Here is a 14,000-nt window from a genome sequence, read left to right as displayed (position 1 = left end):
AACGATGCAATATGTCATGAGAAAACGGGGCAAAGGACGCACATGGCAGACAAGCCGCAATCACCGAAACAGGATCAATTGCGCGCCAAACCCGGCCGCAAGGCCAATGAAAACGCCGCCCCCTCCTCCGTCCAGGTGCTTGACCGCAGCCTGAAACTGCTTGACCTCGTGGCAAGCGCCGATGGTGCTGCCCTCACCGAGCTTGCCGACCAGTCTGGCATGGCCCCCTCGACCGTCCACCGCCTGCTCACCTCGCTTGGCGCGCACGGCATGGTCGCCCACGACGCCGAAACCGGTGCCTGGACGATCGGGCTGAGGGCTTTCGAGATCGGCAACGCCTTCCTGCGCTTCCGCAAGCTTGGCACGATCAGCCGCCCCTTCCTGAAACAGCTGATGGAACACTCAGGCGAAACCGCCAATATCGGCATCGAGGACGGCGGCGACGTCGTCTTCATCTCGCAGGTCGAAAGCCACGCCCCGATGCGCGCCTTCTTCCGCCCCGGCCGCCGCGGCCCGATCCACGCCTCCGGCATCGGCAAGGCCATCCTCTCGACCTGGGGCGAACCGGCTGTCGAAAGTCTGTTCGCGACACGCCCGCTCCCCCGCTTCACCGCCAACACCCGCGACACCCTCCCCAAACTCATGACCGACCTCGCAGCCATCCGCACCCGCGGCTTCTCCATCGACGACGAAGAACACACGCTCGGCATGCGCTGCCTCGCCGCCCCGATCTTCAACGAATACGGCGAAGCGATCGCCGGGATTTCGGTGTCGGGGCCGGCGGTCCGGCTGCCGGATGGGAAGCTGACGGAACTCGGGCCGGTGGTGCGGGAAGCGGCGGCGGGGGTGACGCGGGCGATGGGGGGACGGGTGGTGGCGTGAAAGCGCCCGCCAGCTACGCCGGGGCGACGTGGTATTTTTGACTATGTATTGCCGGCCCACTTTTGCGTGCGTAAGCAGCATCGATACGGGATCAGCGGCAACTACGGGCCAAGATCTTTCCGAAAGCCTCGACACCTGCTTCGGCAGCCTTTTGGCCTTCGGACTTGTTACTCTTTGAGGCATGCCCTGGCGTTATCGTTGTTGGCTGGCGGTAGCCAGCCAATAACTTTGCCGCACGGAAGTCCGCCTGTCACTGGACAGCCATCCATAGCGTGTAAGCGTTGGCTAATACCAGCGTCCTCGGCCGTAAAAACCGCCGCCCAGCAAGACAAGTATGAGAACTATGACGAGAAGTGTGGTGATATCCATGTAGGTCTCCTCGGAGTACCTGGCCATCTCCATCGTGCTTACTGCACGGTGCGTTGGTCGTGATAGACTCCAACCCAACTCAACGTCCAGAACCGGGTTTAGTTCCATCAATCCGTCGGTCGACTGTGGTACCACAACGGCAGGCGGCACAGCCGCCCGCTGTGGGCCGTAGGCCTTCTGTGCTGCTCTGGCTACCTCGATTCGTCTTGCGGTAGTGGGCGGTCCGAAGCCGCCCATTCAAACGGTCGCCGATTTTGCTCTTTCTCCTCCGCCAAAGGACTCTTGCAATACCGGAACGGGCGTCTCTCGCTGCTTGGCTGGATACCTGTGACAAGTACAGGCATGACGGGATCAGGCGCTAGATCGTCCTCACCTTACAGCCCCGCCACCCACCCATGCCAATCCTCCTCGCTCCCATGGAACACATTGAGGTCGATCCTGCCTTCAACCCCATGCGAAAGCCCGGAGCCGGAATATTGCCAGAACAGCCATTTGCGGCCCGGATAGACTTTCGAGGGGTGGGCGGCGACGGAGCGGAGCCAGAAGGGGTGGTTCGGGAATTCGCCGTCCAGATTGTCGCGATAGAAGTCCGGTGCGGTGTAGATCACCGGGCGCTGGCCGTAGTGCCGCTCCAGCTTGTCCATGAAGACCTGCATTTTTTCCAGCACTTTCGCCCGCGAGATGCGGCGCTTGCAGCTCGACTCGCCGTTATATTCGACGTCGATCACCGGCGGCAGCGCTTGTGGGTCGCGCGGCACGTTGCGGATGAACCAGTCGGCCTGTTCGCCGGCGGTGCGGCACCAGTAGAAGAAGTGATAGGCGCCCCGCTTCAGCCCGGCCTCCTTCGCGCGTTTCCAGTTCTTCCTGAACATCGGGTCGAGATGGTCGCCGCCGTCGGTCGCCTTGATATAGGCGAAGTTCGCCCCTTGGCTCCTGAGCCTTGCCCAGTCGATCTCGCCCTGCCAGCGCGAAATGTCGACGCCATGCACCGCAAGCTTCCTCGGCGAGCGGGAACCGAAATTGATTGGATGCGCGTCGCGGAACTGGCGGCTGTAGATCTGCGCCCGCCTGCCCGGCTTCGTCTCGATCGCGGGATCGTCGGGCGTCATCAGCGCAACCGGCCTCTCCGTCGGAATGGCCATGCCCTCGGTCGCCACCGCCTCGAAGGCCTGCGGCTGCGGCACCTGTCCCGCCCAGGCCAGTTCCTCCTGCTGCGGCGCGGCCTCAATGCCGGCATCAGCCACCTCCGCCGAAGGCACGGGGACGACCGGTTGCGTGACCGAGTTGGTCGTCTCCGGCGACGGCCGCGCCGCCGCGCCGCTGTCCGGCCGCGAACCGCAGCCCGAAAGGGCAAGGCCGACGAGGAAGAGTGCTAGAACAGCCGATAGACGCATAGGACCACACACGCAAAACAAAAGCCCACGGCGCCGCCGCGCCCACTGACGTCAATTGCTAACGGAAAATTACCAACAAAGATTGAATCCGATCTTTCTCATGTGCGGCGGGTGGGGGGGTACCATTGCTTGATGCGAAAATCACCCCGCCCCGGAGCTTCGCTGCGACCCTCCCCCCTCGAGGCGGGGTGAAATGACTGGCATTGCCGCGTGATCTCGGCAAAGATGCACCGTCCGAAAAACTGGAACCGGGAGACCGCCATGAAACCCGTTGCCCGCACCTTCGCTTCCTTTGCTCTCGTCTTTTCCCTCGCCCTTTCGCCTGCCCTCGCCGCCTCGCCCGAGCCAGTCAAGGCCGAACATGGCATGGTTGTTACCGCCCAGCATCTCGCCTCCGATGTCGGCGTCGAGATCCTGAAGAAGGGTGGCAACGCGGTTGATGCAGCGGTTGCCGTCGGCTATGCGCTTGCCGTCGTCTACCCGACCGCCGGCAATATCGGCGGCGGCGGCTTCATGACCATCCGGCTGAAGGACGGCAAGGCGACTTTCCTCGATTTCCGCGAACGCGCGCCGCTCGCCGCAACCAAGACCATGTATCTCGACGACAAGGGCGAGATCGTCAAAGGCGCCAGCACCACCGGATATCTCGCCGTCGGCGTGCCCGGCTCCGTCATGGGCTTCGAGACGGCGCGCGAGCGCTACGGCACGCTGTCACGCGCCGAACTTCTGGGCCCGGCGGTCCGCTTCGCCAAGGAGGGCTTCGTCCTCGAACAGGGCGACGTCGCCTCGCTCGCCAATGGGGCGAAGAAACTGTCGACGGACAAGGCGGCTGCCGCGATCTTCCTCAAACCCGACGGCAAGCCCTTCGAGATCGGCGAGAAACTGCTGCAGCCCGATCTTGCAGAGAGCCTGACGAGCATTTCCGAACATGGCGCCGACGCCTTCTACAAGGGCGCCATCGCCGACAATATCGTCAAGGCAAGCGCGGCGACCGGCGGCATTCTCGCCAAGGCCGATTTCGAGCAATATAGCGTGCGCGAGCTGAAGCCGGTCGAGTGCGACTATCGCGGCTACCACATCGTCTCCTCGCCGCCGCCGAGCTCGGGCGGCGTCATCATCTGCGAAATCCTCAACGTGCTGGAAGGCTACCCGATTGCCTTCACGGGCCATGGCTCGGCGCAGACCGTGCATGTGATGATCGAGGCCATGCGTCACGCCTATGTCGACCGAAACTCCGCGCTCGGCGATCCGGATTTCGTCGAAAACCCCGTCGCAAAGCTGCTTGACAAGGCCTACGCCAAGGAAATCCGCGCCAAGATCAATCCCTTCAAGGCCGGGGTCTCACAGGACCTGATGCCGAAGGGCATGGGCGAAAGCTCCGAGACGACGCATTATTCGATCATCGACAAGGACGGCAACGCGGTCGCGGTCACCTATACGCTGAACGGCTCCTTCGGCGCCGGCGTCGTCGCAGCCGGAACCGGCATCCTGCTCAACAACGAGATGGACGATTTCACCTCAAAGCCGGGCTCACCCAATCTCTATGGCCTGGTGCAGGGCGAGGCGAACGCCATCGCGCCGAAGAAGACGCCGCTGTCGTCGATGAGTCCGACCATCATCTCCAAGGACGGCAAGCCCTTCATGATCATCGGCAGCCCCGGCGGCGCCCGCATCATCACCATCACGTTGGAAGCCATCATCAACGTCATCGATCACGGCATGAGCATCCAGGAAGCCATCGACGCCCCGCGCATCCATCACCAATGGCTGCCGGACAAGGTCTATATGGAGCCCTATGCGCTGTCGTCCGATACGCTGAAGCTGCTGACGGAAATGGGCCATGATGTGCAGATCGATGCGAGCTGGCCGATCTGGGGACAAGCGGCCGGCATTCTTGTGGGCGGTGAGAACCTGGCCGAAATCGAGGAAGGCGGCGGCGCAAGGTACAATGGCGCGATGGACAGCCGGGCTGCGGCGGGGGCCGCAAGGGGGTATTGAGGGGAACCGCGTTCCGGCATTTGTTGCTCGCAGGAGCGGCGAACACGCTCTTCTCCCCGGCGGGGGGGAAGGTGGCTTCCCCGGGACTTGCCTTCGGCAAGCCCGAGGACAGGCCGCGGGCCGGATGATGGGGCGAAGCCATTGATTTCGAAGCCTGCCGAACCACCCCTCATCGCCTCGCATTCGCTCGGCACTTCTCCCTGCTGGGGACAAGAGGGAGCCGGCAGCACTCACCTCAAAAACCGCTGAACCGCCTCGATCTCGTTCTGCCGGATATCGTGCCCGCCCGTGTGCCATTCGATATCCACGGCCGCCTTCTGCGCCGTAAAATAGTCGGCAAGGGCTTGCGTCAGCGGAGCCGGGCAGATGGGGTCGCGCTGGCCGGCGGTGATCAGGATTTGTCTGGCCTCAAGCGTCGCATTGTCCTTCGGCTTGAAGGGAATGAGCGGATGCAAAAGGATTGCCTTGTCGAACAGATCCTTCTCGATCAGCAGATTGGCAAGGATGTTGGCGCCGTTCGAAAAGCCAAGCCCGATCACTTCAGATGCCTCGTATTCCCTGGCAAGCGTGGCGACGAACGCCGCCATCTTGTCGGTCGCCCGGGCAAGGTCTGCCATATCGTAGACGCCCTCGCCGGTGCGCCGGAAGAAGCGCGCCGCCCCATGTTCGGAGACGTCGCCACGCGGCGAGACGATCGTCGCATCCGGAAGGAGGTCACCGCCGAAATCGAAGAACTGCCGCTCGTCGCCGCCGGTCCCATGGAAGACGAAGAAGATCGGATTTCCGGGTGCACCGGCCTTCAGCCGGTGCACGTAGCCATAGTCAACCATGATGTTTCTCCCTTAGCCTTCGAGCTTTTGTAGATGCTGTTCGAGGATCGGCCGCAGATGCTTGTGCTGCTGCGGCAGTTTCAGCGCTTCGCCGAGATGGGCGGTATCCTCGTCGCGGTCAAATCCCGGTTCATTGGTGGCGATCTCGAACAGAACGCCACCCGGTGTGCGGAAATAGATCGCCCAGAAGTAGTCGCGATCGATCACCGGCGTGACGTGGTAACCCGTATCCATCAGTGCCTTGCGCACCTCAAGCTGCTTTTCGCGGTTTTCGACCGAGAAGGCGACATGGTGCACGGAGCCTGCACCCTGCAGACCGCGCTGGATGTTCGGCATGGTCTCGAGATCGACGAGACCGGCCCCATTGGCGCCGGGCACGATCAGTCGCGTCACGCCATCTCTGGCCTCAAGCGTCTCATAACCCATGAACTTCAGAAGCTCGGCCGTCGCCCCTTCGTCGCGAAGGCGCATGGCGACGGAGTGGAAGCCGCGGATCGCGTGATCCTGACTGACGCCATTTGCCGTCCAGACCGGTCGGTTGTCGTCCCGAACTTCGACCAGTGCAAAGCCGTCACCATCGGGACCGGCAAAGTTCAGGCGCTTCTCGCCGAAGGTCTCTTCCGCCTTCAGGCCGGTAACGCTGCGTTTCGACAGCCGGTCGCTCCAGAAGCCGAGCGAGCCTTCGGGAACCGAAAAGACGGTCGTGCCGACTTCGCCGGTGCCCGGCCGACCGGGGCCCATGTCCGGGAACGGGAAGTAGGTCATGACCGTGCCGGGGGCACCTGTCTCGTCGCCATAGTAGAGGTGGTAGACGTCGGGCGAATCGAAGTTGACGGTCTTCTTGACCCGGCGCAGGCCGAGCACGTCGGTGAAGAACTGGTTGTTGGTGCGGGCATCTGCCGCCATCGAGGTGACGTGATGCAGTCCCTTGATCTGAGTGAGCATGATCTGATCCCTTTCTGCCCGGAGCGGGCCTCGTTTCGCCTCCTTAGATGTGCCTATTTGCGGTCTAGTGATAGGTGTGTGGGATTGGACGGATTGTCTCCAATAGCTGAACAGTCGAAAGAAACTGTTCAAGGAACGAGCCCGCGAGGATGCTCGCGTTTCATATCACGCACAGATCGATGAAAGTGCACCCGTCGCAGTCGCCAGTGGGCGTGCTCTTGCGATGCAGCGGAGCGGACACCCGCGCGTCTTTCCAGGTTCGGGCGCATGACGCGAAATTTCCGGGAAGCCGCCATAGCGGCGGCGATCAGCCAACGCGAATGAAAAACAAATACAACCTTTAGGTCAATGCAGACAACGAGAAAACCAAAAGTTGACAAGTCGGAAAGATGAGCCTATATACCGGTCATCGATAGTTGTTTGACCGATATTTGTTTCTGCCCGCGCTCAGCGCGTCTCTGACGAACTTCCCCCTTCAAAAATCGAGATTAAGACCCGCCGTGCGTCGTACGGTGGTGAATACATGTTGCTATTGAAAGGGTTCGTTATGACCACTGGCACAGTTAAATGGTTCAATTCCACCAAGGGCTTCGGCTTCATTCAGCCTGACGACGGTGGCGCCGACGTTTTCGTTCACATCTCCGCTGTCGAGCGTGCCGGCATGCGCGAAATCGTCGAAGGCCAGAAGATCGGCTACGAGATGGAACGCGACAACAAGTCGGGCAAAATGTCCGCTTGCCAGCTCCAGGCTGCCTAAATCGGACGGAGCCTCTCCGGTGACCACGGATGTACTGGCATCGTTGACGAGGTAACGCCCAATGGAAGGTCAGGCATATCGCCTGGCCTTTTTTCGTGGCCGATTATTGGCCACATGGCATGCAGGTGAGAGAGCCAAAGGATAATCATTGTGACCGAGAATTCGACAAAAACCCGCGATCAGGCAGAAACCGCCTTCAGCAGGACGCAGACGCAGTTCATGGCCCGCAACCGGACGATTTCGGAAATCGACGACGTTGCGGCCGAGCGCGAAGCAAAAACCCTCAGGCTGCGGGAGTTACGCCTGGAAAGGGAAGCCAACACGCCCGTAAAGCTTCCTGCGTCAAGGAAGTCCGCAAAACGCTGATTGCCCGCTGCGCTGTCCCCGGCGCCATATCGCTGTTATTCTTCGGTCGTAGTGAAATAGGACACGAAAGACGGTGGCCTATCTGTTTTTTTGGTGTTTCCGCTCTATCTTGAGGAAGCGCAAAATGCGAAATGGCAGGTGGTCGCGGTTTTCGCGACCCGAGCTTCTCGCCGGCCAAGGGCCGGTCAAACGATAAATCTACCAACAAGGACGACGAAGATTGAGACACGCAACCGATAATGGCTTTGCCGATCGGCGCAAAGCTGCGGCCGAGGCCAAGCAGCAGCTTCTGAAGAAGTTTGCATCGGCACCGAAGGCGGATGATCCGGCACTCGCCGCCAAGCTTGCCGAACGGCAGGCGAACGCGGCAGCACGCGAAGCCCGCCGCGCCGAGCGCGACCGCCTGAAGCAGGAAGAGAACGAGCGCCAGCTCGCCGAAGCCGCGGCCCTAACCGCAGCGGCAGAAGCAGAGCAGAAGGCTGAAGCGACGGCCCGCGAACAGGCCGAGCGCGACCGCATCGCACGTGTTGTGGCCGACGAAGCCGAACGCAAGGCCGAACGCGATCGCCGTTATGCTGCCCGCAAGGCCCGCCAGCGCTAAGAACGCGATAATGCGCGAGGCCGGCTGAACACCGTCAGGCGGCTCGTCGTCGCCCGGTCGTCCATTGGAACCGGCCTTCGTGCAACTTTGTTAAAACCAACGCGTATGGATGATATAGAGATATCGCCAGCGAACGGAAAAGTGCGATGTTGAGCGCGGTAAAAAACATCGGCAATTCAGCGGCGGTCATCATCCCGAAGCCGCTTTTGGCGGAGTTCGGTGTCGAGGCCGGCGACAGTGTCGAACTCAAGGTCGAGGCGGGCCGGATCGTCATCGAGCGCATCGCCAATCCGCCGCGTAAGGGCTGGGCGGAGGACGCCAAGCGCTTTGCCGCCGCCGAGGACGACAAGCCTGAATGGCCAGAATTCGGCAGCCACGCTGACATGGTAAAGCATGGTGACGTCTGGCTTGCGGGCTTGATCCGACAGCCGCCAGCGAAATCCGAAAAACCCGGCGCTGTCTGATCATTTCACCGGCCGAGATCCTCAACCATCTGCGCACGGTCATCGTCGCGCCCATGACGTCCGGCCGCCGCCCCGCCGGTTTTCGCGTCCCCGTCATCTTCCAGGGCATCCGCGGGCTCATCCTGCTGGAACAGTCCCGAGCGCTCGACAAGCAACGGCTCGTCAAGCGCCTCGGTTCCGTGTCAGGCGGCGTTCTCAGACAGACGCTGAAAACATTGCGGGAACTCTACGACGAGTAAGGCGTCTTCAAGCCCCCTCGCCTCCGCCTTCGGCCAGTTTCTTCTGGTCCATCACAGCTTTCACGGTTGCTGCCGCGGCAGCGGCCGAGGACTGGTCGCCGCCCGCCACCTGGACCGTCGGCGAAGCAAAGACGACGCCGTTCTGGACGAAGACCTCGCGGATCATCATGTAGGCCCGCCGGCGGATCATCGTCTGGTAGCCGGGCTTGGTCATCATCGCAAAGCTCAGACTGATGCCGTAGTCGCCGAACTGCTCAACGCCCTTCATCTTGACGGTTTCGATGATGAAGGGGCCGAACTCCTCGTCCTCGAGCAGCGCCGCACCAATGCCCTTGACCATTTTCCGGACCTTGTTGATGTCGGTGTCATAGGCGACCGAGATGGTGAACTTGTCGATCACCCAGTCGCGGCTCATGTTCTCGATGGCGCCGAGCGAGCCGAAGGGCACGGTGAAGACCGGGCCGCGATGGTGGCGCAGCTTGACGGAGCGGATGCTGAAGGATTCCACCGTCCCTTTGTAGCTGCCGGCCTGGATGTATTCGCCGACCCGGAAGGCATCGTCCATCATGTAGAAGACGCCGCTGATCACATCCTTGACCAGCGTCTGCGAGCCGAAGCCGATCGCCACGCCGAAGATGCCGGCCCCTGCAATCAGCGGGCCGATTTGCACACCGAGGCCGGACAGCACCATCATGACCGCAATCAGCGCTATGACAATCGCCAGCATGGTCCGCAGAATCGGCAACAATGTCAGGAGGCGGGCGTTTCGAGCTTTTTGGGCATCGTCGCCGGTGGCAATTCGTGCTCGCTCAATTGTACGGTTGATGACCGCCTTGGCGATCTGCCAAAGAATATCGGCGACAAGCAGAATGATGGCCCCCGCCAAGACACCTTGAATGAGACGATCGGTCATCCCTTCCCCGGTGAACATCGAGGATCGCCTGTTGACGAGGAAGGCAAGCCAGGCGACAGCGAGCGCAATGATGCCGGCCCGCGCGCCGCGTTCGACAAGCACCTCGATCACCGGATTGCCGCCGTCGGGAGCGTCGTGCTTGGCGGCGAATGCATTTCGCACAGTGGCGGTCGTCGTCTTCAAAAGGCCGGGCAGGATCAGGGAATAGATGCCGAGCCACAGAATGATGATCACTCCTGCCACCCACAGACCCCACAACAGGCAGAGATAGGCCGTCAGCGCCCACTCCATCACACCGCGGCCCTGCGGCCGGACAATGGCCGCAGGACGGTTCCAGACGGTTTCGATGCCAACCAGCAGCAAGCCGAGGCCAAGCATGTAGACGACTACGCCTCGAACCGCAGGAGCGATATGAAGTGCCGTCATCACGCCGGCGAACGCCCAGCCCGCAAAAAAGATGCAGGAAAACCAGAAGATGCGTTTGTACCAGAAGGCGCCGGAGGCAGCATCGATCGCAAGGAGACCGCGGGGGGTCTCCAGACCTTCTGCAGACGGCGGGCCGACGAGCAGCAGCCGGGCAATACGGTTCACGAAGCGGCAGGCAATGACGCCCAGCAGCAAGGGCAGCATGATCGCTTCCAGAAGCGGCGGCCATGTCAGCGCCATGAACAGCCCAAGGCTCGCCAGGCTGAAGGCCACCAGTGGCGCCAGAACGGCAAACAGGTGGTGGCCGGCCCGATGCAGCACGCTTTCGCCGGCCACCAGCGCCGCATGCGCGCGGCTGCGGCTGGCGATGCGGCGAAACAGCCACTCTGCACCGAGACCGATCAGAACCAACGTCAGGAAAAGCAGGAACACACCAAACGGGCCGTGGCCGTTGATCTCTGCGGCAATGGTGCCGCCGGCGCGCATGAATTCGGAGGAAACCTGCGGGACGGCCTGCCCGATATTGCGCAAATGCTCGCGGATCCTGTTGCCCCAGGTGCTGAACGTCTCCGCGGACATGTCCGCAGCTGGTTCCGCGGCCGGCGAAGTGGGCGTGGCCGCGCTCTTGTTCAGCAAGGCCCGGACTTCCGGATCGTCGAGCAGCTTGATCAGCTGATCGATCTTTTGCTCGGATACAGCCGGAGTGGGCGTCTGCGCGAGAACGGGCTTGCCGCCACAGACTGCCACAACAACCATGACAGCCACCATCAGCCAAAGTTTCGGCAAAAACAGCCGGATATCACAAACTCTCTTCACGCGCGGCCCCCCCTCAAAAGTCATACCGCCCCAAAAGCATGTTCATGCAATTCAGAGAGTTAGAGCATTGCCGCTGCACTTTGTCACCTGCCCCTGCGCAACGAAAAACGAGATGTCGCTGTTTCGATCTTTCGGTTCAGGCATGCCGTCCCCGCGGCACCGCTTCGAAGACCGCATGGCCCTGATTTCAAGCACATCGATCGCTGAGCGGATGTTCGCAGAGCGGGCTGGTATCTTGCTGCCCAGTCGCTGCTGCGCCGCTTGACGAAAGCTTTGCTCGCGCCGAAATTATCCCGGCATAGGCGGGATCTTGCGGGACAGCATCAGTGCCTTTTACTCGGCGGCTCTTGATGAAACGATCGCCATTGCCGGGCGGTCCGGAATGAGCTGGGCATAGAGCGTTGCATATTGTTCGGCGCTTCGCTCCCACGAGAAATTCGCCTTCATGCCCTGGTTCTGAAGGCGTGCCCATTTCTTCGGATCGTGGTAGGCCGCGAAGGCGCGAAGAATGGAAAGACGAAGGTTCTCGGGGGTCGCCGGATGGAACTGGAAGCCGGTCGCCACCCGGGCCGAGATCGCCGCATCATTGGCATCGATGATCGTCTCGGACAGTCCGCCAGTGCGTGACACCACCGGCACTGCGCCATAACGCAAGGCATAAAGCTGGGTGAGACCGCAGGGCTCGAAGCGGGACGGCTGGATGATGACGTCGGCGCCGCCGTGAATGAGGTGGGCCGTTGCCTCGTCATAGCCGATCCGGACACCGATGCGATCAGGGTGGCGTCCGGCGGCGGCGAGAAGTGCTGTCTCGATGTGCTCCTCACCCTTGCCGAGCACGATCAGCCGGCCGCCGAGATAGGAGATTTCCTCGGCTACCTCGGCCAGCATGTCGCCGCCCTTCTGCCAGGTCAGCCGGGTGACTGCCGCAAAGATCGGTCCAGGGCCGTCATCGAGCCGGAACATTTCCAGCAGTTTCGCGCGGTTGCGGCTTCTCAGCCTCATGCGCTTGTGGTCATAGGTGGCGGGCAGATAGGTGTCCGTGGCGGGGTTCCAGATCTCCATGTCGATGCCATTGACAATACCCGTCAGCGCCCGCGGTCGCGAACCAAGGGCTCCCGCCATGCCCATGCCCAGTTCGGGCGAAATCACCTCGCGGGCATAAGTGGGGCTGACGGTGGTGATGGCAGTGGCGGTGCGGATGCCCCCCTTGAGATAACTGATATCGCCGTAATACTCGAGGCAATCGAGCGATACGGCCTCAGGCGGCAGGCCGATCTGGCTGACGACGGAGGTCGGGAACTGGCCCTGAAAAGCCAGATTGTGAATGGTCAGCACACTTGGCACGTTTCGGGCGGTGCTCGAATATTTCATGTAGACGGAGGTCAGCGCCGTCTGCCAGTCATGCGTGTGAACGACGTCCGGCGACCAGTTCCTGATCAGGCCACCAGCGATGGCCGATGCCACGTAGGACAGGACCGCGAAGCGCTTCCAGTTGTCCGGGTGATCGTGGCCGGTTTCATCGAGGTAGGGGCCGCCGGGGCGATTGTAGAGCGCCGGTGCATCGAGGATCAACAGGTCCAGCTGCTCATAGCGGGCTTCCAGAAGAGAGGCCGGACCACCGAAGAGATCAGGGAAGAAATGAACCTGCTGGGCGCCGGTGAGCTTGGCAAACAGTCTGGGATAGCCCGGAACGAGCGTACGCGTGTAGCAGTTGTAGCCCGTAAGAGCCTTGGGTAAGGAGCCTGTTACGTCGGCAAGGCCGCCGGTCTTGATCAATGGAAAGATTTCCGACGTCACCGAAAGTATTTTCACGCAGGTTACATTCCTTGTACCGACGGTTACGATCGCAAAGCAGCGGCATGGACCGCTCTCTCAATCCCATGATGTTGCAAAGCGAAGTCGATGTCCGCAGAAAAGCGCATCGGGCATCAAAAAAATTTTGTCCTGCAGAACCAGCACGCAAATTGGAGAGCAAGCGAATCCCGGCCGTATTTCACAGCCAGATGCGCGCCGATCGACACTGTCATCCGTTTGCGGAGCCCCGGTTCACCGGCACTCCGCAAAGGCCGGTTCAGACCGTTCTGGTACGTTTCTTGGGGGCGGGCTCGATCACCGGGTCGTTCTTGACGACCGAAAGTTTCGAGGCCCTTGGAGTCTTCGTCGGAATACCGGCTGCAGCGGCTTCTGCTTCCTTCGACAGTTGCTGCAATGCCTCCAGCCAATTCTCTTCATGACTACCGTCCGGGCAGCCGGCGGCTTCCCAGAGAGTGTAAGCTCGTGTCCTGATGTCGTCTTCGCTGATATCCGTCATCTGCTTCTCCCTTGCATATGGCCAACAATAACTGCGACGAGAGCGCTTGGTTCTACCTGACAATGCCCGTACACGCTGCTTTCCAGCGTGGATCTTTCAAACTGCAAAACCGGGATTCACACCAGAATTACGCGGTCTCAAGATTTGAGAAAAGGACGCGTCAAAAACCAATCGCAGGTTGAGCTTACGCCACTTCGATCGCCGATAAAAGTATCCGGCGCAAGCTTTTTTGCACAGTCTTAAGTGGAACCGAAAGCGCCGCGCGCAGTTATATAGTTCGTGCTGGCCAGTCGGCTCGCATTTCAGGAGTGCGCCATGAAAAAAATCGCTCTCGTGCTGGCGCTGACCGCAACTCCGGCCGCTGCCCAGTCGATGAAGGTCGAAGACCTGTGTGTCAAAGTGGCAAAACATCTTTTGATGACGGACAATCTGCACACCGGCGTCGTCCAGTCCTTTCCCGAACTGAAGCCGCCGGGTGCTCGCCTGACTTATTCCACCCGCGATGGTGTCGAGAAGAAGGACATGGTCGACGTGATCTCCTGCGAATTCACGAGGACGACGGCACCGTTCGGGTTGCAGCGTTTCTGCCTGGCCAGCACCTGCTATTCGGCAGGCGAAAGGAATCCGGAGAACAAGCGCCGGTTCGAGGAAGTCCGCACCTTGCTGGAACGTGAGGGTCTGTAAGCCGC

General features: G+C 61.2%; 12 protein-coding genes and 2 pseudogenes. 8 read left to right on the top strand and 6 right to left on the bottom strand.

The genetic code is table 11. The features are described 5' to 3' along the window. Window positions 1-42 precede the first annotated feature (42 nt). A complete protein-coding gene (locus tag WI754_RS29355; RefSeq protein WP_341486542.1) occupies window positions 43-882 on the top strand; it encodes an IclR family transcriptional regulator in 840 nt (279 codons plus the stop codon). Between the two features lie 743 nt (window positions 883-1,625). On the opposite strand, the gene WI754_RS29350 is transcribed toward WI754_RS29355, so the two are convergent. Next, window positions 1,626-2,645 (bottom strand): GH25 family lysozyme, encoded by a 1,020-nt coding sequence (locus tag WI754_RS29350; RefSeq protein WP_341486541.1) that lies wholly within the window; start codon window positions 2,643-2,645, stop codon window positions 1,626-1,628. Between the two features lie 261 nt (window positions 2,646-2,906). Between WI754_RS29350 and ggt the strand changes: the two genes are divergently transcribed. Beyond that, window positions 2,907-4,643: a gamma-glutamyltransferase gene (gene ggt / locus WI754_RS29345; protein WP_341486627.1), complete on the top strand. Its 1,737-nt coding sequence runs from the start codon at window positions 2,907-2,909 to the stop codon at window positions 4,641-4,643. A gap of 230 nt (window positions 4,644-4,873) precedes the next feature. On the opposite strand, the gene WI754_RS29340 is transcribed toward ggt, so the two are convergent. Together WI754_RS29340 and WI754_RS29335 are read right to left on the bottom strand one after the other, a co-directional pair. Next, the gene (locus WI754_RS29340) at window positions 4,874-5,473 is read right to left on the bottom strand and encodes an alpha/beta hydrolase (protein ID WP_341486540.1); all 600 of its coding nucleotides are present in this window, start codon (window positions 5,471-5,473) and stop codon (window positions 4,874-4,876) included. A gap of 12 nt (window positions 5,474-5,485) precedes the next feature. Next, window positions 5,486-6,418, bottom strand: coding sequence for a VOC family protein (locus tag WI754_RS29335; RefSeq protein WP_341486539.1), 933 nt, complete (start codon window positions 6,416-6,418; stop codon window positions 5,486-5,488). Window positions 6,419-6,965: 547 nt separating this feature from the next. On the opposite strand from WI754_RS29335, the gene WI754_RS29330 reads away from it, so the two are divergent. From WI754_RS29330 to WI754_RS29310, 5 genes and pseudogenes are all read left to right on the top strand, one after another. After that, on the top strand, window positions 6,966-7,175 hold the full coding sequence (locus WI754_RS29330) for a cold-shock protein (protein ID WP_037127964.1): 210 nt from the start codon (window positions 6,966-6,968) through the stop codon (window positions 7,173-7,175). 150 nt (window positions 7,176-7,325) lie between these two features. Beyond that, a complete protein-coding gene (locus WI754_RS29325; protein ID WP_341486538.1) occupies window positions 7,326-7,541 on the top strand; it encodes a hypothetical protein in 216 nt (71 codons plus the stop codon). 220 nt (window positions 7,542-7,761) lie between these two features. Beyond that, window positions 7,762-8,142: a DUF6481 family protein gene (locus tag WI754_RS29320; protein WP_341486537.1), complete on the top strand. Its 381-nt coding sequence runs from the start codon at window positions 7,762-7,764 to the stop codon at window positions 8,140-8,142. Window positions 8,143-8,288: 146 nt separating this feature from the next. Then, window positions 8,289-8,378, top strand: a pseudogene (locus WI754_RS29315) (AbrB/MazE/SpoVT family DNA-binding domain-containing protein); the annotation flags it as partial. A gap of 147 nt (window positions 8,379-8,525) precedes the next feature. Then, window positions 8,526-8,845 (top strand): annotated as a pseudogene (locus tag WI754_RS29310) (type II toxin-antitoxin system PemK/MazF family toxin). A 7-nt stretch (window positions 8,846-8,852) separates the two neighbouring features. On the opposite strand, the gene WI754_RS29305 reads toward WI754_RS29310, so the two are convergent. The 3 genes from WI754_RS29305 to WI754_RS29295 all read right to left on the bottom strand — a co-directional run bounded on the left by WI754_RS29305 (window position 8,853) and on the right by WI754_RS29295 (window position 13,311). Beyond that, window positions 8,853-10,940 carry a mechanosensitive ion channel family protein gene (locus WI754_RS29305; RefSeq protein WP_349438085.1) on the bottom strand — a complete coding sequence of 696 codons (2,088 nt, stop codon included), beginning with the start codon at window positions 10,938-10,940 and terminating at the stop codon, window positions 8,853-8,855. Between the two features lie 393 nt (window positions 10,941-11,333). After that, entirely contained in the window at window positions 11,334-12,812 is a 1,479-nt protein-coding gene (gene glgA, locus WI754_RS29300) for a glycogen synthase GlgA (RefSeq protein WP_341486535.1), read from the bottom strand. Between the two features lie 259 nt (window positions 12,813-13,071). Beyond that, window positions 13,072-13,311 (bottom strand): DUF2934 domain-containing protein, encoded by a 240-nt coding sequence (locus tag WI754_RS29295; RefSeq protein WP_341486534.1) that lies wholly within the window; start codon window positions 13,309-13,311, stop codon window positions 13,072-13,074. A gap of 315 nt (window positions 13,312-13,626) precedes the next feature. Here WI754_RS29295 and WI754_RS29290 point away from each other — a divergent pair, with 315 nt between their 5' ends. Then, entirely contained in the window at window positions 13,627-13,995 is a 369-nt protein-coding gene (locus tag WI754_RS29290) for a hypothetical protein (RefSeq protein WP_341486533.1), read from the top strand. The last annotated feature ends 5 nt before the right edge of the window (window positions 13,996-14,000 follow it).

Origin of the sequence: Pararhizobium sp. A13, from assembly GCF_040126305.1 — a bacterium.
Classification (GTDB): Bacteria; Pseudomonadota; Alphaproteobacteria; order Rhizobiales; family Rhizobiaceae; genus Pararhizobium.
The sequence above is the reverse complement of the archived record's forward strand: the minus strand, read 5'-3'. Positions and strand labels throughout refer to the sequence as shown.

What these genes read in the sequence shown, in the direction of transcription:
- WI754_RS29290 (WP_341486533.1), top strand. Translation starts at nt 13,627, where the DNA reads ATGAAAAAAATCGCTCTCGTGCTGGCGCTGACCGCAACTCCGGCCGCT.
- WI754_RS29355 (WP_341486542.1), top strand. Translation starts at nt 43, where the DNA reads ATGGCAGACAAGCCGCAATCACCGAAACAGGATCAATTGCGCGCCAAA.
- WI754_RS29305 (WP_349438085.1), bottom strand. Translation starts at nt 10,940, where the DNA reads ATGGTTGTTGTGGCAGTCTGTGGCGGCAAGCCCGTTCTCGCGCAGACG.
- WI754_RS29295 (WP_341486534.1), bottom strand. Translation starts at nt 13,311, where the DNA reads ATGACGGATATCAGCGAAGACGACATCAGGACACGAGCTTACACTCTC.
- WI754_RS29350 (WP_341486541.1), bottom strand. Translation starts at nt 2,645, where the DNA reads ATGCGTCTATCGGCTGTTCTAGCACTCTTCCTCGTCGGCCTTGCCCTT.
- WI754_RS29340 (WP_341486540.1), bottom strand. Translation starts at nt 5,473, where the DNA reads ATGGTTGACTATGGCTACGTGCACCGGCTGAAGGCCGGTGCACCCGGA.
- ggt (WP_341486627.1), top strand. Translation starts at nt 2,907, where the DNA reads ATGAAACCCGTTGCCCGCACCTTCGCTTCCTTTGCTCTCGTCTTTTCC.
- WI754_RS29335 (WP_341486539.1), bottom strand. Translation starts at nt 6,418, where the DNA reads ATGCTCACTCAGATCAAGGGACTGCATCACGTCACCTCGATGGCGGCA.
- WI754_RS29330 (WP_037127964.1), top strand. Translation starts at nt 6,966, where the DNA reads ATGACCACTGGCACAGTTAAATGGTTCAATTCCACCAAGGGCTTCGGC.